This is a genomic window from Lentibacillus persicus (assembly GCF_900112705.1).
Lineage (GTDB): Bacteria > Bacillota > Bacilli > Bacillales > Amphibacillaceae > Lentibacillus > Lentibacillus persicus.
This window is the reverse complement of the sequence record NZ_FOMR01000002.1, coordinates 1-22,977: the sequence shown is the minus strand read 5'-3', so window position 1 is coordinate 22,977 and position 22,977 is coordinate 1. Positions and strand designations below refer to the sequence as shown.

Sequence of the window (22,977 nt, the reverse complement as noted above, 5' to 3'; positions counted from 1 at the left end):
CATGATACAATACCTTTGGGAGTGAGTAACCAATGAGTAAACCAGTGGCAAAAGGTAATAAACAACAGAAGAAAAAACAGCGTCTTATTTTCAGGACAATGGTATTGGCTGTCTTGCTAGTTGCAGTTATATACGCCTTAGTAACAAATTTTACTAAAGATCAAACCGAAGTCCGGGCTGGTGCACAGGCGCCGGATTTTAAACTTGAACAAATTAATAAAAATAATGAGAAAGAAACCATTCAGTTAAGTGATCTGGAAGGAAAAGGTGTCATGCTTAATTTTTGGGGGACTTGGTGTGAACCTTGCGAGGACGAGATGCCTTATATGGAAGAACTTTATCCGGAATATAAGGAAAAAGGCGTAGAAATTGTTGCGGTCAATCTGGACACAACGCAATTTGTTGTAGATCGATTCATCAACAGATATAATTTAACATTTCCTGTGCCGTATGATTCAAATAAAGAAGTCATGGACACCTATCAAGTGGAACCCTTGCCGACAACATTTTTTATTAACTCTGATAGGGAAATTGTCGAGGTGGTAGAAGGCGGACTGACACTTGACAAAATAGAAGGATATTTGCAACAGATACAGCCGGAGCAATAAACAATTCAACTGGTGCTAATTGTGAGGGATACGTATGAAAAAAATCAAATGTGAATGCGGGCATGTGAACCCGGAAGGGACAGTCCTCTGTGAAGCATGCGGGAAACCGGTGGAAGAAAACCAGCATATTGATGGCAACGATCAGCGAAAATTATTGAATATGCGTTATGAGGGAAGCGCACGCAGATCGCAAACTTATAATAAAACGATTGTCGACAAAATATGGAATTTCTTTTCATCCGTTAAAGTAGGCGTGTGGCTCATCGTCCTGGCACTCATAGCATCAGGTGTCGGAACGATTTTCCCTCAGGAACAATACATACCGCCAGAGGCTGTCGATCGTGACCCGTCTGTTTATTATGAAGCAACGTATGGAATACTTGGGCAAATCTATTACCAGCTTGGCTTTCACAATTTGTACAGTTCGTGGTGGTACATGCTGCTGATTGCCTTAATCGGTATTTCACTTGTTATATGCAGCATTGACCGTTTTGTCCCGCTGTTCAAAGCGCTAAGACGCCAGAAACCAAGGCGGCATGCTCAGTTCTTAAAACGACAGCGCTTTTTCAGCGAAACCGATAACGTTTCTGATGAGGATAAATCAGCTGTTGTTTCCAAGCTCAGGAAAAAACGTTATAAAATTCATGAAGAAAAAGGGCACATACTGGCAGAAAAAGGCCGGTTTTCAAGGTGGGGTCCATATGTCAATCATATTGGTTTGATTATCATATTGGTTGCCGCTCTGCTGCGAATGACACCGTTTATGTATATGGATGAGTATGTATGGGTTCGTGAAGGAGAAAGAACTGTAATCCCGGGAACAGACAGGGAATATTACATTGAGAATAAAGAGTTTATCTTAGAAACATATGATGAGAATGACGAGCGGTTCCAAGAAGCAATACAGCAGGAAGGCATGGTGGAAAAAAACTTTCAGACCAACGCCGTTATTTATAAAGAAACTGGTGAAGAAGTCGCTGGAGCCGAACCGGAACTTGAAAAAGTCACTGAAGACGAAATCCGTATGAATCATCCGCTTAACTTTGATAAATATACATTATATCAAGCGGGTTATCAACAGAATGAATTTCAAAGTATGTCGTTTAAAATACATGAAACAGACGATCCGGAAGAAGCCTCACTTGGTGAGTTTAAAGTAGATTTGACAGACCCGAAAGATACGTATGCACTCGATAACGGTTTCCGGGTAGTTGTCAGTCAGTATTATCCGGATTATGAAATGGATGAAGGTGAACCAAGATCAAAAACGAATTACCCTAGAAACCCCGCTTTCGTTTTTACGGTCCATCCTCCTGATAATGAAGAACCCGAAATGAGTTTTGTTGGGATAGGCAGAAACGTTGACGCATCAGGTGAAAATGATTATAAATTGGGTGTGCAGGATTTTGAGACACGCTATGCGAGCGGGTTGACCGTTAGGGTTGATTATACACTGCCGTTCTTCATTATCGGTGCAGCCATTTTTATGATTGGGGTTATTCAAGGAATGTACTGGCAGCACCGCCGAATTTGGCTGAACCCTGAAGGTGAAGGTGTCCTGCTGGCTGGTCATACGAATAAAAATTGGTTTGGGCTTAAAAAGGATATTGAATATGCGATCGAAGATACCAATGTGAAAATGGTTAAGGATCAGCAGGAACTTGAATAGCTGCATGCGTACAGCTGAAGGAGGATATGAATGGATTCTTTAATTAATATTAGCAGTACAATGCTTTATACAGCATTTGTCCTGTATCTGATCGCCACCTTTTTCTTTGGCGCGACAATCAGACAAAAAAATAAGAATACTAATAAAGGAATAAGCGGAAAAATAGGAATTACGCTTACCATCATTGGTTTTACAGCACAGATTGTTTACTTTATTACAAGATGGATGGCAAGCGGACATGCTCCTGTCAGCAATATGTTTGAATTTATGACGTTTTTTGGCATGGGATTGGTTTTTGCGTTTATTATTATTTACTTTATATATAAGTTGAATATATTGGGACTGTTTGCCCTTCCGATTGCCATGGTTGTCATTGCTTTTGCGAGTGTCTTTCCGACGGAGATTTCACCATTAGTTCCGTCACTTCAAAGCCATTGGCTTTATATTCACGTTACAACTGTAGCTTTGGGTGAGGCTATATTGAGTATCAGTTTCGTTGCCGGGCTGATTTATTTAATCAGGCAAATAGATCAGACCGTCAGAAGCAAACGAACAACATGGCTGGAAGTCATTTTGGTCGGTTTGTTTGTATTCATCGGCTTCAGTGTTATATCGGCCGGGTTTAACCTGTCAGGCTATAGTGCGGAATTTGAGTACTCTTCAAATGGCCAGACGATGACAACTGATTATCATTTACCACCGATTGCCGGTCCAAATGAAGGGGAACTTTTAACAGGAGACCGGATGGAACCATTATTCGCTGCACCAGGCTGGATGCAAGGGGTGGATGCCGCACGCAAATTTAATACACTTATTTGGTCGGTGCTAACCGGACTAGCATTGTATGGTTTATTCAGACTGATACTTCGCAAACGAATTGGTGCTGCCATTCAGCCCTTCCTGAAAAAAGTAAAACCTGATATGCTGGATGAGGTATCATATCGTTCAGTTGCTATCGGGTTTCCGGTATTCACCCTTGGCGGTTTAATATTTGCATCAATTTGGGCGCAAATTGCCTGGGATCGTTTTTGGGGTTGGGACCCTAAAGAAGTTTGGGCTCTGGTAACATGGTTTTTCTATGCCGCATTTCTTCACTTACGGTTATCGAGAGGATGGCATGGTGAAAAATCAGCCTGGCTTGCTGTTATAGGTTTTGCGATTATCATGTTCAATTTAATTGCAGTTAACCTTATTTTGGCGGGGCTTCACTCCTATGCATAAAGCTTCATTAATTGAGAGCGACGTTTTGAAAATAACAAATAGGGGGAGTCTAAATGGAGGAAAATCCTAAAATACTCGTAGTAGACGATGAGGATCGCATACGAAGGTTAGTACGGATGTATCTTGAAAAAGAAGATTTTCTTGTTGAAGAAGCAGCGGATGGAAAAGAAGCTTTAGAACTTGCGCTCACTTCCGATTATGATGTCATTTTACTTGATATTATGATGCCGGAGATGGATGGCATTGACGTGACAAAGGAATTGCGTAAAGAAAAAAACACGCCCATCATTATGCTTACAGCAAAAGGCGAAGAATCAAATCGTGTGCAAGGCTTTGAAGTCGGCGCAGATGACTATATTGTCAAGCCATTTAGTCCGCGCGAAGTCGTGTTACGGGTTAAAGCTGTGTTAAGAAGAGTCACTTCGAGCACATACAACGAAGCAGAGAAACCAACCAAAAATTTAATTGTTTTTCCTCATTTAACGATTGACTACGATGCTCACCGGGTAACAGCTGAAGGTGCAGAAGTTAATTTGACACCGAAAGAATACGAATTACTATGTTTCCTTGCCGAAGCGCCTGACAAAGTATTCAGCAGGGAAGTGCTGCTTAAAGAGGTTTGGGAATATGAGTTTTTTGGCGATTTGAGAACAGTCGATACACACGTGAAACGGCTCCGGGAAAAGTTGAATCATGTATCCAAACAGGCTGCGGACATGATTGTGACTGTCTGGGGTGTCGGATATAAATTTGAGGTAGATGATGCCTAATGTTCTGGCGCAGTGTAGTAGGAAAGCTAGCAATAACAATATTATTGCTAGTTTCTTTTGTATTATTTATTCTGACGATTTTGCTGCTTGAGTTTTTTGAAACGTTTCACGTTAACCAAGCTGAGAATGATATGATGCAGACAGCAACGAAAGTGTCGCACATGGTGGAACAGTATGATGATCAGGAACTGGCGTTTGAAAATGCCAACTTAATTAAAGACCCGCTAAGCCGCATGACTATTGTTAACAGTGATGGTACGTTTCGTACATCTGAAAGCACAGATGATGGATTAAATGAGTTAAATCCGGGTTGGCTTCGAACAGATGAAGATTTAATGGATGTTTTTACAAATGGGGAAAATGTTCGAAAAGAAACCAATCTGCCGGATAGTGACGAGAAAGCAATGATTGTAGGAACACCGATCGGTCAGGACGGGGCTGTTTTTATTTATCAGTCGTTGGACATTTTGAATCAAACTAAAGCTGAAACCACAAAAATTATTTTACTTGCTGCAGGCATTGCTATCGTTTTAACTGTGATATTTGCTTTCTTTCTGTCAACACGAATCACATCGCCTCTTATTAAAATGCGTGAAGCCGTCCTGGACTTGACACGAGGTGAATTTCACACAAAAGTGCCAATCCTTACACATGATGAAATTGGCGAGTTGGCGATAGCGTTCAACCGAATGGGCAGACAGCTTAAGTTTCATATTAATGCATTGAGACAGGAAAAAGAACAAATTTCAAGTATTGTCAGGTCGATGGCCGATGGGGTCGTTACCTTAAACCGGAACGGCGACATGCTTATTACAAATCCGCCTGCAGAACAATTTATCCAAAACCTTAATTATGATAAAGGGATGGAACTTGGTAACAGCACGCATAAAACACCCGAACCATTGAATGATACTTTGAGAAGCGTTATTCAATATGAAGAAGAAGTTATCCGTGAAATTAGCAGTCAGGGACGTACATGGGTTATGATCATGACCCCATTGTACGACCAAACCTATATACGTGGTGCCGTAGCAGTTATCCGTGATATGACCGAAGAAAGACAAATGGATAAGATGCGCAAAGATTTTATAGCGAATGTTTCGCACGAGCTGCGTACGCCAATTTCAATGCTTCAAGGCTACAGTGAAGCCATTATAGATGACGTAGCAGAGTCGAAAAAGGAGAAAAACGAACTGGCACAGATAATCCATGAGGAATCATTCCGAATGGGAAGACTTGTGAACGAATTATTGGACTTGGCGCGCATGGAAGCGGGGCACACACAGCTGGATAAAGAAACAATTAATGCTGAAACTTATATTGAGCGTATCATTAAAAAATTCAAAGGTATTGCCGAAGATAATGGTGTTCGATTAATACCAGAAACAAAATTGCCTGTTTCCAATATCACAATTGATGCAGATCGAATTGAGCAGGTTTTTACAAATTTGATTGATAATGCAATTAGACATACAAAAGAAAATGGCTTTGTTAAAGTAGTTGCAGAGACGACACCGGATGAACTATATATTTCAATTGAGGATAATGGCAGTGGTATACCGGAAGAAGACATACCTTTTGTTTTTGAACGATTCTACAAAGCAGATAAATCACGTGTGAAAAACGGCAAGAAAAAAGGGACCGGTCTAGGGCTGGCCATTGCAAAAAATATTGTCGAAGCACATGAAGGTGTTATTACTGTTAAAAGTAAAACAGATGAAGGAACAATGTTTGAGGTAAGGATTCCGTTAAATAACTCTTAAACTTTTTTGGAATAATGCTGGCAGAAACAAACGCTTTATGGTAATGTTATGTTGAAATCAAAAATATAAAACAGATTTTGGTGTATTTTGTTTAAAAGGGAATCCAGTGCAATTCTGGAGCTGTCCTCGCAACTGTGAGTGGTAAACGAAATAAGCATTAACCACTTTGTGGAGAAGTCGCCATAAGGGAAGGGCTTAGAGTAGGATATAATCACAAGTCAGTAGACCTGCCAATGTCTGATGTTTCAATGCTTCGGGGATTAAAGCGATTGAGGCAACCGGAAACGTTTTAAATGACGTATGTATATTTCGATTGTCTTTGTAAGCTGACCTTTGAAGGAGGTCAGCTTTTTTAGTATTCTTGCGTTTTCAGTAATTTCGTCGCTCAACTTTCCTTCGAAGAGAATAAAAGTACAGGAGGAATAAGGTATGAAAAAATGGATGTTATATCTCGCATCAATTTTAATGGTAATCGGATTTCTAACAGGCTGCGGTGCAGGTAGTGAGGAGCCAACCGACTCAGACGAAAGCAGTCAACAAACTTCTGAAGAAACAAATAGTGAAGCTGAACTCGGTGAAAACGAAGTTCGTATCACGGTAAGCAAAGATAACGGCAGTGAATATATAGCCGAAGAAGAGATAGAGATCGAAGAAGGCGCTAAACTAATGGACGTCTTGAAAGAAAATTTCTATGTAGAAACTGCAGAGAATGACCAGTTTGTAACATCAATTGAGCGAGTGTCAGCTGAAGAAGGGGAAGAAAAGTCCTGGATTTTCGAAGTTAACGGCGAGATGGCTAATGTAGGTGCTTCTGAGTATGAATTATCACCTGGTGATGAAATAACATTTGACTTTCAGGCATGGGAATAAATGAACACATATAAACTGACTTTGCTGGCCTTGCTAGCTGCACTTGCTGTTGTAGGGCGGAGTTTGTTTACATTCCTCCCCAACGTTCAGCCGGTCACTTCATTGGTTATTATATGCGGTGTGCTGCTCGGACCAGTGGCCGCTGCATTTCTTGGCTTATTAACAACCTTTTTATCAAATATGCTGCTCGGTATGGGCATATGGACCATTTGGCAAGTAATCGCCTGGGTTTTAATAGGTATTATGAGCGGTTTGCTTGGAAAGTGTTTTAAAAATTTTTCGGTGTATGGCATGGTTATGTTCTCGGTATTCAGCGGTTACTTATATGGATTTATTATCTCTTTGACAACGTACTCAATCGCCGGCAAATTCTGGCCGTATTATGTGGCCGGTCTTCCGTTTGATACGTACCATGCAATCGGTAATGCCGTTTTTATTATTTTTCTGTATCCCATAATCAGTCATTTTTTTAATAAATATGCCAACAACCATTTTTATTTGCAAAATACCGGCTGACTGATTAAGGAGGCCTTTTAAATGTGCCAAAAGGGATCCGATTATTTAAGGAACGCTTTTGGCATATGAATAAAAGTCCGTTATTTAGAAATAGGGTATCGACAGTGCCGTCCATATCATGGTTCGAATTTTAATGGGTCGCCATGAAATGGTTCATCTGCAACTTTTACAGAATCTGTCGGACAGCCCTCATACGCATCTAATACATCATCTTCCAGTTCTTCGGGAACCTCAACAGCTCCTTCATTCTCATCTAAAACCACGTAGGCCAAAGCCTCGTCGTTATAATCGTAAACTTTCGGCGCTGTGGTCCCGCATGCACCACATGCAATACACGTTTCCTGATCTATCATTGTATATTTAGCCATATATTTCCTCCATTGCTCAAAACGCTCCGTCCGTTTTATGTACACTATAATAATTGTAAAACGGCATCTTTATCATTTCAACTTATATATGACGTGTTATGATTGATTAAGAGAACAAACTTAAAGGTAACATGATATATATTTATGTTAAAGGAGTCTTAAACATTGCTCTTTAATTATATCATCCTTTCATGCTGTACCAAATTCCAGGAAGACAGAAGCACTTCAGCTGTCTTTCATTTATTAAAAGGAAAACGATCAATTCAAACCGTTCAGGATGCTCATATTTATGAATTAAATCATTTCTATGGAATTTATCCAACATTATCGAAACACGACTTTGAGGTACACGTACAACAATTGATTAAAAATAACGATCTCGCTCTTAAAGGGGATAACACCGCGATAGTGACCAGAAAGGGCGAAAACTGGATTAATCAAGAGGCAATAAATGTGTCCGGTTGTTACTTTCACGGCATGGAATACAGCCGCTATGCACCTGTCTTCTGGCAACGGCTGCTTCTAATGATTCAAACGATGACAAACAGCAAACGACATCATTTTAATTTTATTCCGGTTATTGATAAAACAGAAATCACAGACTGGGTGAGAAAACAGTATCGACTATGGAAGTATGATACATCGTTATTTTTAAATAAGCTATACAGTGAGCTGTTTCATTTGCTGAATCAATTTGACACTACAGAGGCAAGCATTTTTGTTGATAGTTTGACAGGATACAATCATTATGGGATGAGTAGCTTTCAGATTGCTGAACGCTATGGGCTGGAACAAGTGGATGTCCCTTTAATCCGAACATCGACTATCCATCGTATGCTCATGCTTATCAGCCAAAATGAACAACATACCCCGTTATTAAAGCATTTTCTGCAAGATTTGACGCATGAGGCTAAAGTAACAAATTCAGCAAATAAAACGAAGCAATTTATGGCTAAAGGTTATTCGGCTGAAAACATTGCATCAATAAGACAGTTAAAACTAAATACAATCTATGATCATATGGTTGAGATTGCACTATATGATAAAGCTTTCCCGCTGGGACACTATGTAACTCCCGATATTCAAGCTCAAATTCGTGCAGCTATTGCAGCCGCAGATTCCTATAAACTTAAAGACATTAAGCAGCATGTCTCAGCGTCCATCAGTTATTTTCAAATTCGTCTTGTTTTAGCAACCGATAAAATAACCTGGTAAGGTGAGTGTTTTGATTAAAGAAGAAATAATAAGTCAATTGAGACAACAATTTAATATAACCGGCTTCCGGGAAGGTCAAAAGGAAATTATTGACGATGTGATGGATGGTAAGGATGTTTTGGGGGTTTTACCGACGGGATCGGGAAAATCTTTATGCTATCAGTTCCCTGCATCTATATTTAGCGGACTTACAATTGTGGTCTCTCCCTTAATTTCTTTAATGGAAGATCAGGTTAAACAGCTGAAAGCTTCAGGATTTAAAGATGTTGTAGCTTTAAATAGTTTTATGCGACCTGATGAGAGAGCCTCTGCCTTAAAGCAACTGAATCAGTATAGATTAATTTATTTGTCGCCGGAGCTCCTTCAGCAAGACGAAGTGATTGAACAGATCAAAACTTTTGATATTTCCCTGTTTGTTATTGATGAAGCACATTGTATTTCTCAATGGGGACATGAATTCCGGCCGGACTATTTAAGACTGGGCACTGTCTTAAACAAATTGCACGATCCCCCTGTGCTGGCACTTAGCGCTACAGCTACAAAAGAGGTGCAAAATGACATCATCAGTTCATTGGAAAGACCTGAAATTACTAAGCATATTTATCCAATGGACAGAGAAAATATAACGTTTGTAGTTGAGAAAGTAAACAGTGAAAATGAAAAAAGAAGTTTATTGAATCAAATTTTGCAGCAATACAAAATTCCGGCTTTGATTTATTTTTCCAGTAAACGAAAGGCTGAAGAAACTGCCGCATACATAACAGAAAAGCTTCCATTCCAGCGGGTGGCCTTTTATCATGGCGGCATGGATCAAATGGACAGAATTACAATTCAACAGCAATTTATGAATGGGCAGCTCGATATCATTTGTTGCACAAGTGCATTTGGAATGGGGATTAATAAACAGAATATTCGGCTCGTAGTTCACTATCATTTTCCATTGCAAATTGAATCTTTTTTGCAGGAAATAGGCAGGGCAGGGCGCGACGGCAAATCGAGTGTCAGTTTATTATTATACGCACCCGGAGACGAAATAGTCCCCAACTCGATTATCCATAATGAGCTTCCTGCAAAGGAAGACGTGAAAAGCTTGTTCAATAAAGTACTGCAAATGGCTTCGAAAAACAAGGAACTGCCGCCGGCATCCCAGGTCATTGAGGACTTAGAGTTAAATGACGTTCAAGGGCGATTTTTATATTATCAAATGGAGAAACATGGTATAATGGACGGAAAAACACTTGTTTATAATAAAGGTTACTTGGAACAGTCCATTCAAGAAATCGTTCAGTTTATAGATGAACGAACAGCATTTAAAAAAAGAAAACTATACGATATTTTTAACTGGATACATGCGGACGGCTGTTTACGGGAACGACTTTACATAGGTTTTCAGGATAGTTACAAGACGCCGCTGTTTGAGTGCTGCAGTAATTGTGGCTTCACTTTTGAAAATTGGGAACCCGATCAGATCCGGCGTGACGAAACGATGCTTTCGTGGCATGACAAACTTAAAGAGTTAATGCTCGCAGAGGGTTTTAATAATGAAACAAAGTGAGATAGTGAAGCAGTTAAGTGATCGTGAGTTAACACAACAATTGGTGTTTAGTCAGATGATAATGGTGGGTTTGAGCTTCTTATTAAGTTTCTTTTTCTTTGAAAAAATGAGCGACTGGCTTAACTACTTCAGCTTTCATATGAGCGATTTGATATTATACGGCGTTCTGACGGGAATCTTTATTGTACTCATTGACCTGTTGCTCATAAGAGTTTTTCCTGAAAAATACTATGATGACGGTGGAATCAATGATAGAATTTTTAGAAATCGTTCTGTCAGAGGAATTTTTGGAATTGCTCTGCTTGTGGCCGTTACTGAAGAGCTATTGTTTCGGGGTGTGATTCAGACCGTATTCGGGTATATAGTTGCAAGTGTCCTATTTGCCATTGTTCACATTCGTTATTTAAACAAACCGGTGCTGCTGGTTTCGGTTATATTTATAAGCTTTTACATTGGGTACATATTTGTTCTTACTGAGAATTTATTCGTTACAATAACTGCTCATTTTACGGTGGATTTTGTATTGGGACTTATCATTCGCTTTAAGAAATGAGGTGCAGGCTGATGGAGAATAAAACAAAAGAGGCTGATGATCAAGCATCCGAACTGAGAAAATTGCTTGATGAAGTGGAAAATGGCCAGGAAGTGACGAATCTAGAGGAAACAACGCACCAAAGAAAAGAAGCAGAGGCAGATACAGAAAAAAAGAGCAACAGGGATCTCAATATAGATATATTAAACTTGCCCCCCCGTAAGGAAGTCCACGGAAGCACAAAAACACACACAAGATTAAAAATGAGCAACCCTTCAAAAAGGTTTATTACTGTTGCTGTTTTACTGGTTGTATTGTTTGTTGTTATGTTTTATTTTTGGGGAGAGGAACTCCTTGATGTGGTTGAAAATATGTAATCACTAAAAAATAACGTTTAATACATAAACTGCGAGAGAGCACATGGAAGGGATAAGTTCAGAGCATGATATAATCAATAAAGCGCCATGTTTATAAAAGCTTATAGAACCTGTCTAATAAGAAATAATAATTAATAATGTTCAACAATTTCGTTGACAGCATATAGTAAAGTAAAGGAAATTATGATGGTTTCTCATTCGGATATAACCAAGTTAAAAAGAGGGGGATGCTTTATGCGTATTGAACGGGTGTCCAACAACCAATTTACAATTTTTCTCACGTTTGATGACTTAATAGATCGAGGTTTTACAAAGGAAGATTTGTGGTATGATGCTGCTAATGTACGCAATTTGTTTAGTGATATGATGTATGAAGCCAGTAGTGAACTGGGGTTTGAACTTGAAGGTCTTTTGCTTGTACAGGTGCATTTAATGCAGGCGCAGGGAATGCATGTTATTGTAACGCAAAAGGGGAGCACTGATGAATGGGATGAGGATTTTGTTGAGATGAAAGTTACAATGGATGAGAGCAAGGAACTGATTTTCTCATTTGATGATTTTGAGGACATCATACTTGTGGCATCTAATCTGACATCATTAGGAATAAATGGCGGACAAATATATCATATGAATCAGCATTACTATATGTTATTTCATGAAGCTGAATTTCTTCAGAAGGATAAAGAAAATGTAATTGCGGTTATGTCAGAGTTTTCTTTCCCGAGTATCATCACATCCCACCGGTTAAAAGAATATGGGAAACAAATTATGAGTTCAACTGCTGTAAAACAAATCATGGATACGTTTTACTGATGATTCTTAGTATTCGAAAAGGTGCCGCTGCAACCGTTTACATTTATCGCTTTTCCCCTAAAGAAAATCGTTTGATTTTATTGCATATTTAGTTGGAAAGTGTATACTAATCTCTGAGTACCGATATATCTAAATATTTATTGATTTTATAGGAGGTAAATTCATGGTAGCCGACAACGCAGCAGATTCTACCAAAGAAAAGAATGAAAGCACAGATGTGTTAGCCTCAACACGGACTGTTGTTAAAAACGCATTGGGAAAATTGGGTTACCCTGATGAAGTGTTTGAACTGATGAAAGATCCCATGCGCATGATGACGGTGAGAATCCCAGTTCGCATGGATGACGGTTCAATCAAGATTTTCACTGGATACCGTGCCCAGCATAACGATGCTGTCGGGCCTACAAAAGGCGGTGTCAGATTTCATCCAAATGTAACTGAAAAGGAAGTAAAAGCCTTATCAATATGGATGAGTTTAAAAGCAGGGATTGTTGATTTGCCATATGGCGGCGGAAAAGGCGGCATCATTTGCGACCCGAGGGAGATGTCATTTCGCGAATTGGAAGGACTTAGCAGAGGCTATGTTCGTGCCATCAGTCAAATAGTTGGACCCAACAAGGATATACCCGCTCCAGATGTCTTTACAAATTCACAAATTATGGCATGGATGATGGACGAATACAGCCGTATTGATGAATTTAACAATCCCGGTTTCATTACAGGAAAACCAATCGTTCTTGGTGGTTCACACGGTAGAGAATCTGCAACTGCTAAAGGTGTAACAATTTGCATAAATGAAGCGGCTAAAAAGAAAGGTTTCGATGTTAAAGGTGCACGCGTAGTTGTTCAAGGGTTTGGAAATGCAGGCAGCTTCCTTGCCAAGTTCTTGCATGATGCAGGCGCAAAAGTCGTTGGCATATCTGATGCCTATGGAGCTCTTCATGACCCGGAAGGCCTTGATATTGATTATTTGCTGGATAGAAGAGATAGTTTCGGCACGGTCACTAAGTTATTTGAAGACACTATTTCCAATAATGAATTACTCGAATTGGATTGTGACATACTTGTGCCTGCAGCAGTCCAAAACCAAATCACCGGTGAGAATGCTCATAAAATAAAAGCTGGTATCGTTGTCGAAGCTGCTAATGGACCAACGACTTTGGAAGGAACCAAAATTCTGTCAGAGCGTGGGATTCTATTGGTGCCAGATGTCCTTGCATCTTCAGGCGGCGTCACTGTTTCCTATTTTGAATGGGTGCAAAATAACCAAGGCTACTACTGGTCTGCCGAAGAAATTGATGAAAAGCTGCATCAGATTATGATAAAAGCGTTCAATAACATCTATAATACCGCAGAGACCAGGCGTGTTGATATGCGTCTGGCAGCTTATATGTCGGGCGTGCGAAAAATGGCGGAAGCTGCAAGATTTCGCGGCTGGGTATAAATCTGGGATTACCTTTACAAGTTGCTGCCTAGCAACGCAGGAATTTAAGCATAAAACAATTTATGTGACGAAAAAACTCTTATCATGTATAGTTGGATAAGAGTTTTTGTATGGAATTATGAAATAAGGAAGTGCGTACAGTGAAAGAGGAAAATACAATCATTATCGGAGGCGGCCCTTGTGGCATGTCGTGTGCCATAAGCCTTCAGCAAAACGGGGTAAACCCATTAATTATTGAAAAAGAAAATGTTGTTAACACACTTTATAATTTTCCAACTCACCAAACATTTTTCAGTTCAAGTGATAAACTCGAGATTGGAAACCTCCCTTTTATAACTGAAATGAAAAAGCCGGTACGTAATCAGGCGCTGGCTTACTACAGAGAAGTTGCAAACAGAAAAAATTTGAGAATAAATGCATTTGAGCGCGTTATCAAGGTGTCACAACCTGAAAACAACACGTTTGTGCTTGAGACAGAAACTGCGAAAGGGACGTATGAAAGCTACACAGCTGAAAACGTTATTATTGCTACAGGGTATTATGATCAGCCAAACAAGATGAATATCCCGGGAGAAGACCTGCCGAAAGTTATGCATTACTTTAAGGAAGCACATCCGTACTTTGGTAAAAATGTAGCGGTAATCGGCGGCAAAAATTCAGCTGTTGACACAACACTTGAATTACACAAGGCTGGGGCAAATATTACAGTTCTGTATCGCGGTGACGATTATTCGAAGAGCATTAAACCGTGGATACTTCCCGAATTTGATTCGCTGGTGCGGAAAAATGTTGTGAATATGGAATTTAATGCTGAAGTCAATGAAATAACACACGATAAAATTATTTATACTGCTGACAATGGATTAAAGGAAGTTGAAAATGACTTCGTTTTTGCCATGACCGGTTATAAACCCGATCACACATTTTTAAAAAACGCTGGGATTTCGATAGATGATGAAAGTGGACGCCCATATTATGACCCTGAAACTATGGAAACCAACGTGCCGGGCATCTATGTAGCAGGTGTAGTGGCAGCAGGTTATAACAATAATGAAATATTTATTGAAAATGGCCGATTCCATGGTGGCATTATTGCTGAAGCCATCAAACGTAAGAAGCTCAAACAAAAGAGTATTCGTTGAGGATGTCGAACAACGAAGTAAGCTGGGCGCGATGCACGCCTCAGAAATATACTTGGGTACGCTTTGGGGGCTCACTATGCCCCTGCCCAGTGAGTTTTCTTTTAATGTCTCCTTTGGCAGATCGTTTTGTTCGCCTTCCTCAACCCTCGTTTTAGTTATGGTCCAGTCATTGTGTAAGGATTTAAATGTGTATTTACTCACTCATTTCTTTTCGAAAGTTTCTTTTATCACTTGAAAATTGCTCGTTATTTCCAGCATAATTAACAACTTAAGACGAGCTTTAGGACCGGTCAATCCATTTGCGAATATGACGCCGATTTCTTTAAGCTGCCTTCCACCTCCGTCGTAAGCATAAGTCGGCTGAACAATTCCCTGATAGCATCGTGATACCAATACGACTGGAATATTCTCTTTCAATATATGTTGTAATACATTTAGAGTGTCCTTGGGTAAATTCCCCTGTCCCAGTCCTTCGATGACAAGGCCATCTGGCTTAAGCTGATGGACAGCATCGAATATATCTCCGGTCATTCCCGCATACGCTTTTAACAAATATACATGCTTATTTACTTTGCTGACCGGATAAGTGTATTTGGACAAAACTGCATGATGAAATATAATATCATCTTTCGTTACAATGCCAATTGGACCATATTGCGGACTCTTGAACGTAGCAATATTACTTGTGGACGTTTTTGTAACGTTTCGCGCTGTATGGATTTCATCGTTCATAACCACTAACACGCCTTTGTCCCACGCAGCATCACTTGTGGCGGTTCTCAAAGAGCTTATTAGATTATAAAGTGCGTCAGACCCTATTTCATTAGCTGAGCGCATCGCACCTGTAATAATAACGGGTTTATTAACAGTTATTGTAAGGTCAAGGAAATAGGCTGTTTCTTCAAGCGTATCTGTGCCGTGTGTAATCACAAAACCATCATATTTAGTTGAAGCCTCATTGATTTTATTTGCGAGTTCCACCATATGCTTCGGCGTAATTTGCGGAGAAGGGACTGAGAATGGAATGACTTCCTCAATATTAGCAGGAAAGGACATATGGTCCGTTACATCTTTTAATGGATGATGCTTCGCGGTTGTAACGTCGCCTGTATTTTTATTTTCGAGCATTGATATAGTCCCGCCGGTATGTATAATCAGAATGTTTTTCATAAAAATCACCTTTTCAGTGTGTTATTTTCAATTCTTTGATTGCATGATATGATAATGACAACTTAAATGGGAAAAGAGGGCTAACAAAATGCTTGCTTTTTTAACAGCGGGGATAGCACCTGCTCTTGCATTAATGGCTTTTTTTTATCTGAAAGACCAGTATGCTGAACCTTTAATATTAATGTGTAAGACATTTTTGTTAGGCGCTCTTCTCGTATTCCCTATTATGTTTATACAATATGGTCTAACGGTTGAAAACCTGGCAGAAAGCAGTATCGTTCAGTCATTTGTCCAATCGGCACTGATTGAAGAATTTTTTAAATGGTTTATTTTTATTTATGTGGTTTTTCACCATACAGAATTCGATTCCCATTATGATGGGATTGTTTATGCTGTAGCTATCAGTCTTGGTTTTGCAGCGGTTGAAAATATATTATATTTAATGATAAATGGCCTTGAGTTTGCTGTTATACGTGCGTTATTCCCGGTATCTTCGCATGCATTATTCGCTGTTATAGCAGGTTATCACCTCGGCAAGGCTAAAATGAACAGACGGCATAAACATTGGAATTTGCTGCTGGCTTTTATGCTGCCGTTCTTATTGCATGGGACCTATAATTTTATTCTTGCAACTGTGACGAGCGATTGGCTTATTTTACTTATTCCATTTATGATTGGGCTTTGGTGGACCGCTTTACACCGAATGAAAAAAGCTAATAAATATGTTTTATATCATACAGAAATAGAAGCGTAAAATCCTTTGTATTATACGATGCAAAGGATTTTTCTTTGCCTTGCAGCACAGAAATCTGCACGACATAATCTTTTATTAGATAATAATGATGAATAAAAAGGCAATTACGTAAAAAAATAGGCTCAGAAACTTTGATTAAGCATGGGCAGGAGGAAACAACATGTTGAAAAATAAATTGAGCCTTTTTATCATTATATGTTTTTTGATAACAGGACTGCAAACGGCAGATTCAGCTAAACCGGTAAGTGCTTTTTCTGATCAGGTAATCCAGCATGGTGCTGTGGGCGATGATGTTATCGAACTGCAGGCACGGTTACAGTATCTGGGTTTTTATAATGGCACGATTGATGGTGTTTTCGGTTGGGGCACATACTGGGCGCTAAGAAATTTTCAATATGAATTTGGAATGGAGATCGATGGCATCGCCGGAACGAAAACAAAAGAAAAACTGGCTTCAGCAAGTGAATATGATCGAGATTATGTAAACAATCAAATAAATCAGGGCAATGAATTCACACATTATGGCGGAATGGATAATTCTGAGCAATCGAAACAAGGCCAAGGTGGCGATACTGGGGATAACACAACTGAAAATGGGACAGCCGGTGATGCAAATAAGAATGCAAATGCTGAGCCAACCGCGGTAAATGTGCCTCAAGGGTATTCTCAAAATGATATCCAATTGATGGCTAATGCCGTAAATGGCGAAGCAAGAGGGGAGCCTTATGTAGGGCAAGTCGCGGTTGCTGCAGTTATCTTAAACCGTGTTGAAAGTCCGACGTTTCCCAACTCGATTTCAGGGGTTGTTTTTGAGCCTCGTGCATTTACGGCTGTAGCGGATGGACAGATCTGGCTGACACCCAATGAAACCTCCAAAAAAGCAGTAATGGATGCGCTCAACGGATGGGATCCTAGTGGAAACGCAACCTATTATTTTAATCCGGAAACGGCAACCTCTGACTGGATATGGTCAAGACCGCAAATTAAAAAAATCGGGAAACATATATTTGCTAAATAGGAAGGAGTAAGGCTAATGATCAGATGGATTTTAATCGGTGTGCTTTCACTGGGGGTTGCGGGTGTTGGATTTTGGGGCTATCAGGAGCACCAGGAAAAAAATGCTGTATTGATACAAGCTGAGAACACGTATCAGCGGGCGTTTCATGACCTTTCATACCGTATGGATCTCATGCACGATAAAATTGGAACAGCATTAGCTATGAATTCCAGAGAAAGTCTTTCACCGCAAATGGTTGAAATATGGAGGCTGACGTCTGAAGCAATATCAGATGTCGGACAGCTCCCACTCACGTTAATGCCCTTCAACAAAACAGAGGAATTTCTTTCGAATATAGGCGATTTCACATACAAAACAGCTGTAAGGGACCTGAAGGATGAGCCTTTGAATGATAAAGAAGTTAAAACACTTAAAAATTTATATGAACAATCAGGAGAATTGAAAGATGAGTTAAGGCAGGTACAGCATACAGTGCTGGATGAAAACCTGCGTTGGATGGATGTGCAGCTGGCTTTAGCCCAACAGGATGAGCAATCTGATAATACCATTGTTGATGGGTTTAAAACAGTCGAGAAAAAAGTTGAGGGGTATGCTGAAAGTAACACTGATTCCGCACTGACAGGAACATCCTCAGAAGAACATGAATACGAGAATCTTTCAGGCAAAACAATTAATCAGCAAGAAGCCGCTGAAAAAGGGAGCCAATTGCTCAGCCTGAAAAATACAGACGATTTAAATGTTACAGAAAGTGGCGATGGTGCAGATGTCCCAATATACAGTGTTTCTTATCAGAACGATAACAAAAATGGTTATATCGATATATCGAAACAGGGAGGCCGACCGCTCACTCTTCTTGTCAATCGTGATGTTCAGGAACAGAAAATCAGTTTAAACGAGGGGATGGAAAAAGCAAACAAGTATCTAAAACAACATAATTTTGAGGATATGCAAATTTTCACAAGCAATCAATATGACAACGTTGGCGTCTATTCATATCTTTATAATCAGGATGATGTCCGCATCTATTCCGATGCTATTGAATTGAAAGTGGCTCTCGATAACGGTGACCTACTCGGACTGACGGCCAGGAACTATTTCATGAACCATAAAGAACGGGATATTCCTGAGCCTGAAATATCCATTGAAGAAGCCAAGGATAAAGTAAATCCGGGTGTAGAGATCAATGAAGATTATATGGCGGTTATTGATAATGATGTTGGTGAAGAGGTGCTTGTGTATGAATTTCTTGGCGTCCTTGACGGTGAGACATATCGTATATTTATAAATGCTATGGACGGCACTGAAGAAAAAGTTGAAAAACTTGGTGGTACGGAAATAAATTATGCATCCATGTCCTAAGTGGGAAGATTAAGTTCTTCCCCTTTTTTGCGTTTTTTGACATAATGGTTATAAAGTTTTTCGTCCGAGGTGTTTGTATGAAAATAGGTACGGTACTTAAATTAGAAAAAATTGAGCCAGAAACAGGTTATTCGAATACTTATCGCAGCAAAATAATTGAAAAAGAAGGTCAATATCTTTTTATTGATTTACTTAATGATAACAAGACAAATAAAACCACCATTTTTCCAAAAGGAACACCTTTTAAAATAAGTTACGTTGGAAGAGACCAATCAGTTCACCTGTTTAATACAAAAATATTGAGATTGGCTAAGGGCGAATTACCGGCTATTGTCATCGAACTTCCTTCAGAAGAGAAAATTACAACAATACAGCGCCGACGATTTGTCAGAATTGATACGGCAGTTGACGTAGCCATTCACAGTTCCGATATATCGTTTACAACAGTGACAGTAGATGTAAGCGGGGGTGGTGTCTCAATTATTTTACCGCCGTCATACACTTTTGAAATTGCTGAAAACGTTGAAATATGGATGGTGCTCCATATGCAATCCGGTGAGATCAATTATATTTCTGCTAAAGGTGAAGTCGTTCGTATTGATGATAATGAAAGTCTCAGGAAGGCATCCTTAAAGTTTTTGTCAATAAGCAAAAATGATCAGCAAGCTATTATTCGCTATGGTTTTGAAAAACAGCTTGAAGCCAGAAAGAAAGAACTATTGTAGTGCAACACCTTTTTTATCTTGCATATAACTGGCAGCCCCCAACAATCAGTTGGAAAGACCGCCCCACTGATTGAAGTTTCACTTTTCCCCGCATGTAAAGGACAGTATGCCGTCAAAGTACGCCGGCTAACTGTCCTTAAATGCCCGATTGGTTCAACTAACAATCAGTGGGGGGAGACCGCCCCACTGATTGAAGTTTCACTTTTCCCCGCATGTAAAGGACAGTATGCCGTCAAAGTACGCCGGCTAACTGTTCTTAAATGCCCGATTGGTTCAACTAACAATCAGTGGGGGAAAACGTCCCACTGATTGAAGTTTCACTTTATCAGTAGAACTTTTTTTGGGTTGTATGTTATGCTTTAACAGAAGCTATTACATAGAACAAACCTTAAAAAATCAAGTAATTATCTTCTTGATTGTAATTGGCGGGATTGAGAGGAATTGATGACAGCAATGAATAAAAATAAAATAGCAATAGCGATTGACGGTCCCGCTGCGGCCGGCAAAAGCACAGTCTCCAAACAAGTTGCAAAAGAACTTTCTTTTATTTATATCGATACGGGGGCTATGTACCGCGCCTTGACATTTAAAGCGCTGAAAAATCAAATTTCATTAGAAGACGAAGAAGAACTTGCCACTGTCTTAGCTGACACGACGATTGAAATTGTTCATGGCAAAGGACAGCAACATGTGCTAATTGACGGGGATGATGTTACCGAAGACATTCGTACTGTCCATGTCACGAATAATGTGTCATATGTGGCTAAACATCCAAAAGTCCGCCGTGAAATGGTGAAGAGGCAGCAGGATCTCGCTGAAAAACGCGGTGTAGTGATGGATGGACGGGATATTGGTACGCATGTTATCCCTGATGCTGAAGTCAAGATTTTTCTAAAAGCTTCAGTTGAGGAACGGGCCAAGCGCCGTTATGAGGAGATGCTTCAAAAAGGTTTTTCAGCAGACCTTGAAAAAATGAAAAAAGAAATTGAACAAAGAGACCAAATCGATTCAGAGCGTGAGGCTGCCCCATTAATAAAAGCTAATGATGCGATTGAACTAGATACGACAAACCTGTCAATTGATGAAGTAACAGATGCTATACTAAAAGAAGCCAATCGAGTCATAAGGGATGAAGGGGAGAACAATGAGTCTTTATAAAGTGGCCAAATCGGTTGTATCATTAATTTTCTACCCACTTTACCGAATCCGGGTTATCGGGAAAGAGAATGTGCCAAAAGATGGGCCGGTCATTATATGTTCAAACCATATATCTAATTTGGATCCGCCAGTCGTCGGCATAACATCCCCGAGGGACATTTATTTTATGGCCAAAGGGGAACTGTTTGACAAGCCAATACTAGGCAAGCTTCTGAGAGGTATCCAAGCCTTCCCTGTTAAAAGGGGGATGCGGGACAGGAATGCCTTGCGGACAGGTTTAAAAATTCTCGAAGAAGGCAACACGCTGGGTTTATTTCCTGAAGGGACACGCAGTAAGACTAACGAACTGGGCAAGCCGTTGGCAGGGGCTGGTTTTTTTGCACTCAGGTCAGATGCTGTAATTATTCCATGTGCGATTATTGGCCCGTACAAACCGGGCAGGACGCTGACTGTTATATATGGCAAGCCAATGGATATAGCGTCTTATCGTGCAGAAAAGACATCAGCAAAAGAAACGGCTGAAGCGATCATGAGCGAAATAAAATTTTTGCTTGAAAATTATAATTCTCAGCATGCTTCGCTTGACAAATAATTATAAATATTAGAAGTTATAAAAAAGAGTATTTTGATTTTCTGTTGGTATGTAATTTAAGGAGGGCTAATGGTATGAGTGAATCCAGTAACGAATTAACGCAATTAAATATAGGAGATATCGTTACAGGGACTGCAATCAAGGTAGAGGATAAGCAAGTTCTTGTAGATATTGGCTATAAAACGGAAGGAATTGTGCCGATTGGTGAATTATCAAGTCTGCACATCGAAAAAGCTGGTGATGTTGTGCAGGAAGGGGATTCATTAAAATTATACGTTAAAAAAATGGATGATGATGATGAAGTTATCTTATCCAAAAAAGCAGTGGATGCTGAAGAATCATGGGGCAAACTTGAAGAAAAGTACGAAAATGGCGAGGTATTTGAAACTGAGGTTAAAGAAATCGTCAAAGGCGGCCTCGTTGCTGATGTTGGTGTGCGTGGATTCATCCCGGCATCACTTGTGGAAACGTATTATGTTGAGGACTTTTCCGACTATATAAACCGTTCCCTAAAAGTTAAAATTGTTGATTTGGACAAGGAACAAAATCGGATTATTTTATCTCATAAAGATGTTGTACAAGATGAATTGGCTGCCAAAAAACAAGAAGTCCTGGATTCCCTTGGAGAAGGGCAGGTGCTTGAAGGCACAGTCCAGCGTTTGACAAACTTTGGTGTATTTGTTGATCTTGGCGGAATTGATGGACTTGTCCATATTTCCCAGCTTGCTCATGAACATGTCGAGAAAGCTTCCGATGTAGTGGAAAAAGGCGATACAATCAGCGTGGAAGTCCTGTCCATTGATAGAGATAATGAACGTATTTCCTTGTCCCGGAAAAAAACATTACCGGGGCCATGGGCGAATATTGAAGACCGAATTTCAAAAGGCGATGTGCTGACAGGAACTGTTAAACGCCTTGTGAATTTTGGGGCTTTCGTTGAGGTTCTGCCTGGCGTTGAAGGTCTGGTCCATATTTCACAGATTGCTAACCGCCATATTGGCACACCGCAGGAAGTGCTCGATGCAGGGGAAGAGATTCAGGTGAAAGTATTAGATGTTAACGAGCAAGAAGAGCGAATTTCTCTCAGCATTAAAGAGCTTGAACAGGAGCAGGAAGCTTCCGAAGTAAAACAATATGAAAAAGATGACGATCAGTCAGGATTTCAGCTTGGGGATTTCATCGGCGATAAGCTGAATAAGTACAAATAATGTAATAAAAAAACAGGCTGGGACATAACAGCAATATAAAAGACGAACGATAATCAAGGTTAGCGGAGGAAATATGCGGAGACTCCTGCGGGAAGAGAGGCATAGGTGAGACAACGAAGTGCCTTGGCAC

At 39.9% G+C, this 22,977-nt stretch carries 23 protein-coding genes and 1 riboswitch; of the genes, 21 read left to right on the top strand and 2 right to left on the bottom strand.

Going from position 1 to position 22,977, the window contains the following annotated elements:
* The first annotated feature begins 32 nt into the window (after positions 1-32).
* From resA to BMZ22_RS02315, 7 genes are all read left to right on the top strand, one after another.
* On the top strand, positions 33-608 hold the full coding sequence (gene resA / locus BMZ22_RS02345) for a thiol-disulfide oxidoreductase ResA (protein ID WP_090080678.1): 576 nt from the start codon (positions 33-35) through the stop codon (positions 606-608).
* Positions 609-642: 34 nt separating this feature from the next.
* Complete coding sequence (gene resB / locus BMZ22_RS02340; protein ID WP_090080676.1) at positions 643-2,277, top strand: cytochrome c biogenesis protein ResB; 1,635 nt, start codon at positions 643-645, stop codon at positions 2,275-2,277.
* 30 nt (positions 2,278-2,307) lie between these two features.
* The gene (ccsB, locus tag BMZ22_RS02335) at positions 2,308-3,498 is read left to right on the top strand and encodes a c-type cytochrome biogenesis protein CcsB (RefSeq protein WP_090080674.1); all 1,191 of its coding nucleotides are present in this window, start codon (positions 2,308-2,310) and stop codon (positions 3,496-3,498) included.
* A gap of 53 nt (positions 3,499-3,551) precedes the next feature.
* Positions 3,552-4,268, top strand: a complete 717-nt coding sequence (locus BMZ22_RS02330) for a response regulator transcription factor (protein ID WP_090080672.1) — start codon at positions 3,552-3,554, stop codon at positions 4,266-4,268.
* Positions 4,268-6,031 carry an ATP-binding protein gene (locus BMZ22_RS02325; protein ID WP_090080669.1) on the top strand — a complete coding sequence of 588 codons (1,764 nt, stop codon included), beginning with the start codon at positions 4,268-4,270 and terminating at the stop codon, positions 6,029-6,031. The genes BMZ22_RS02330 and BMZ22_RS02325 overlap by 1 nt, the downstream gene beginning before the upstream one ends.
* A gap of 61 nt (positions 6,032-6,092) precedes the next feature.
* Positions 6,093-6,280: riboswitch (cobalamin riboswitch) on the top strand.
* A gap of 180 nt (positions 6,281-6,460) precedes the next feature.
* Complete coding sequence (locus BMZ22_RS02320) at positions 6,461-6,901, top strand: DUF4430 domain-containing protein (RefSeq protein ID WP_090080667.1); 441 nt, start codon at positions 6,461-6,463, stop codon at positions 6,899-6,901.
* Positions 6,902-7,417, top strand: coding sequence for an ECF transporter S component (locus tag BMZ22_RS02315; RefSeq protein WP_090080665.1), 516 nt, complete (start codon positions 6,902-6,904; stop codon positions 7,415-7,417).
* Positions 7,418-7,533: 116 nt separating this feature from the next.
* Here the strand turns inward: BMZ22_RS02315 and BMZ22_RS02310 are convergent, their stop codons facing one another.
* Entirely contained in the window at positions 7,534-7,785 is a 252-nt protein-coding gene (locus tag BMZ22_RS02310; RefSeq protein ID WP_090080664.1) for a ferredoxin, read from the bottom strand.
* A 165-nt stretch (positions 7,786-7,950) separates the two neighbouring features.
* On the opposite strand from BMZ22_RS02310, the gene BMZ22_RS02305 reads away from it, so the two are divergent.
* From BMZ22_RS02305 to BMZ22_RS02275, 7 genes are all read left to right on the top strand, one after another.
* Positions 7,951-9,000, top strand: a complete 1,050-nt coding sequence (locus tag BMZ22_RS02305) for a YpbB family protein (RefSeq protein ID WP_090080662.1) — start codon at positions 7,951-7,953, stop codon at positions 8,998-9,000.
* A 37-nt stretch (positions 9,001-9,037) separates the two neighbouring features.
* Positions 9,038-10,555 carry a RecQ family ATP-dependent DNA helicase gene (locus BMZ22_RS02300; RefSeq protein ID WP_245745163.1) on the top strand — a complete coding sequence of 506 codons (1,518 nt, stop codon included), beginning with the start codon at positions 9,038-9,040 and terminating at the stop codon, positions 10,553-10,555.
* Positions 10,542-11,108, top strand: coding sequence for a CPBP family intramembrane glutamic endopeptidase (locus BMZ22_RS02295; protein WP_090080657.1), 567 nt, complete (start codon positions 10,542-10,544; stop codon positions 11,106-11,108). The genes BMZ22_RS02300 and BMZ22_RS02295 overlap by 14 nt, the downstream gene beginning before the upstream one ends.
* 11 nt (positions 11,109-11,119) lie before the next feature.
* Positions 11,120-11,464 (top strand): hypothetical protein, encoded by a 345-nt coding sequence (locus BMZ22_RS02290; RefSeq protein ID WP_090080655.1) that lies wholly within the window; start codon positions 11,120-11,122, stop codon positions 11,462-11,464.
* Between the two features lie 234 nt (positions 11,465-11,698).
* Positions 11,699-12,277 carry a genetic competence negative regulator gene (locus BMZ22_RS02285; protein ID WP_090080654.1) on the top strand — a complete coding sequence of 193 codons (579 nt, stop codon included), beginning with the start codon at positions 11,699-11,701 and terminating at the stop codon, positions 12,275-12,277.
* Between the two features lie 163 nt (positions 12,278-12,440).
* Complete coding sequence (locus BMZ22_RS02280) at positions 12,441-13,721, top strand: Glu/Leu/Phe/Val family dehydrogenase (protein ID WP_090080652.1); 1,281 nt, start codon at positions 12,441-12,443, stop codon at positions 13,719-13,721.
* Between the two features lie 140 nt (positions 13,722-13,861).
* On the top strand, positions 13,862-14,863 hold the full coding sequence (locus BMZ22_RS02275; RefSeq protein WP_090080650.1) for a YpdA family putative bacillithiol disulfide reductase: 1,002 nt from the start codon (positions 13,862-13,864) through the stop codon (positions 14,861-14,863).
* Between the two features lie 201 nt (positions 14,864-15,064).
* Here BMZ22_RS02275 and BMZ22_RS02270 read toward each other — a convergent pair whose 3' ends face one another.
* Positions 15,065-16,033 (bottom strand): asparaginase, encoded by a 969-nt coding sequence (locus tag BMZ22_RS02270; RefSeq protein ID WP_090080649.1) that lies wholly within the window; start codon positions 16,031-16,033, stop codon positions 15,065-15,067.
* Between the two features lie 88 nt (positions 16,034-16,121).
* On the opposite strand from BMZ22_RS02270, the gene prsW reads away from it, so the two are divergent.
* From prsW to rpsA, 7 genes are all read left to right on the top strand, one after another.
* Positions 16,122-16,787 (top strand): glutamic-type intramembrane protease PrsW, encoded by a 666-nt coding sequence (prsW, locus tag BMZ22_RS02265; protein WP_090080647.1) that lies wholly within the window; start codon positions 16,122-16,124, stop codon positions 16,785-16,787.
* 160 nt (positions 16,788-16,947) lie between these two features.
* Positions 16,948-17,805 (top strand): spore cortex-lytic enzyme, encoded by an 858-nt coding sequence (gene sleB, locus BMZ22_RS02260; RefSeq protein WP_090080645.1) that lies wholly within the window; start codon positions 16,948-16,950, stop codon positions 17,803-17,805.
* A gap of 15 nt (positions 17,806-17,820) precedes the next feature.
* Positions 17,821-19,164, top strand: a complete 1,344-nt coding sequence (gene ypeB, locus BMZ22_RS02255; RefSeq protein ID WP_090080643.1) for a germination protein YpeB — start codon at positions 17,821-17,823, stop codon at positions 19,162-19,164.
* 77 nt (positions 19,165-19,241) lie between these two features.
* Positions 19,242-19,889: a flagellar brake protein gene (locus BMZ22_RS02250; protein ID WP_177183333.1), complete on the top strand. Its 648-nt coding sequence runs from the start codon at positions 19,242-19,244 to the stop codon at positions 19,887-19,889.
* Positions 19,890-20,342: 453 nt separating this feature from the next.
* The gene (cmk, locus tag BMZ22_RS02245) at positions 20,343-21,047 is read left to right on the top strand and encodes a (d)CMP kinase (RefSeq protein WP_090082049.1); all 705 of its coding nucleotides are present in this window, start codon (positions 20,343-20,345) and stop codon (positions 21,045-21,047) included.
* A complete protein-coding gene (locus BMZ22_RS02240; protein ID WP_090080639.1) occupies positions 21,034-21,639 on the top strand; it encodes a lysophospholipid acyltransferase family protein in 606 nt (201 codons plus the stop codon). The genes cmk and BMZ22_RS02240 overlap by 14 nt, the downstream gene beginning before the upstream one ends.
* A gap of 74 nt (positions 21,640-21,713) precedes the next feature.
* Complete coding sequence (rpsA, locus tag BMZ22_RS02235; RefSeq protein WP_090080637.1) at positions 21,714-22,847, top strand: 30S ribosomal protein S1; 1,134 nt, start codon at positions 21,714-21,716, stop codon at positions 22,845-22,847.
* Positions 22,848-22,977 lie beyond the last annotated feature (130 nt).

Coding starts and splice junctions, on each gene's coding strand:
- ccsB (WP_090080674.1), top strand. CDS start 2,308: ATGGATTCTTTAATTAATATTAGCAGTACAATGCTTTATACAGCATTT.
- rpsA (WP_090080637.1), top strand. CDS start 21,714: ATGAGTGAATCCAGTAACGAATTAACGCAATTAAATATAGGAGATATC.
- BMZ22_RS02310 (WP_090080664.1), bottom strand. CDS start 7,785: ATGGCTAAATATACAATGATAGATCAGGAAACGTGTATTGCATGTGGT.
- BMZ22_RS02240 (WP_090080639.1), top strand. CDS start 21,034: ATGAGTCTTTATAAAGTGGCCAAATCGGTTGTATCATTAATTTTCTAC.
- BMZ22_RS02250 (WP_177183333.1), top strand. CDS start 19,242: ATGAAAATAGGTACGGTACTTAAATTAGAAAAAATTGAGCCAGAAACA.
- resA (WP_090080678.1), top strand. CDS start 33: ATGAGTAAACCAGTGGCAAAAGGTAATAAACAACAGAAGAAAAAACAG.
- BMZ22_RS02295 (WP_090080657.1), top strand. CDS start 10,542: ATGAAACAAAGTGAGATAGTGAAGCAGTTAAGTGATCGTGAGTTAACA.
- sleB (WP_090080645.1), top strand. CDS start 16,948: ATGTTGAAAAATAAATTGAGCCTTTTTATCATTATATGTTTTTTGATA.
- BMZ22_RS02285 (WP_090080654.1), top strand. CDS start 11,699: ATGCGTATTGAACGGGTGTCCAACAACCAATTTACAATTTTTCTCACG.
- prsW (WP_090080647.1), top strand. CDS start 16,122: ATGCTTGCTTTTTTAACAGCGGGGATAGCACCTGCTCTTGCATTAATG.
- BMZ22_RS02290 (WP_090080655.1), top strand. CDS start 11,120: ATGGAGAATAAAACAAAAGAGGCTGATGATCAAGCATCCGAACTGAGA.
- BMZ22_RS02280 (WP_090080652.1), top strand. CDS start 12,441: ATGGTAGCCGACAACGCAGCAGATTCTACCAAAGAAAAGAATGAAAGC.
- BMZ22_RS02315 (WP_090080665.1), top strand. CDS start 6,902: ATGAACACATATAAACTGACTTTGCTGGCCTTGCTAGCTGCACTTGCT.
- resB (WP_090080676.1), top strand. CDS start 643: ATGAAAAAAATCAAATGTGAATGCGGGCATGTGAACCCGGAAGGGACA.
- BMZ22_RS02325 (WP_090080669.1), top strand. CDS start 4,268: ATGTTCTGGCGCAGTGTAGTAGGAAAGCTAGCAATAACAATATTATTG.
- ypeB (WP_090080643.1), top strand. CDS start 17,821: ATGATCAGATGGATTTTAATCGGTGTGCTTTCACTGGGGGTTGCGGGT.
- BMZ22_RS02320 (WP_090080667.1), top strand. CDS start 6,461: ATGAAAAAATGGATGTTATATCTCGCATCAATTTTAATGGTAATCGGA.
- BMZ22_RS02270 (WP_090080649.1), bottom strand. CDS start 16,033: ATGAAAAACATTCTGATTATACATACCGGCGGGACTATATCAATGCTC.
- cmk (WP_090082049.1), top strand. CDS start 20,343: ATGAATAAAAATAAAATAGCAATAGCGATTGACGGTCCCGCTGCGGCC.
- BMZ22_RS02330 (WP_090080672.1), top strand. CDS start 3,552: ATGGAGGAAAATCCTAAAATACTCGTAGTAGACGATGAGGATCGCATA.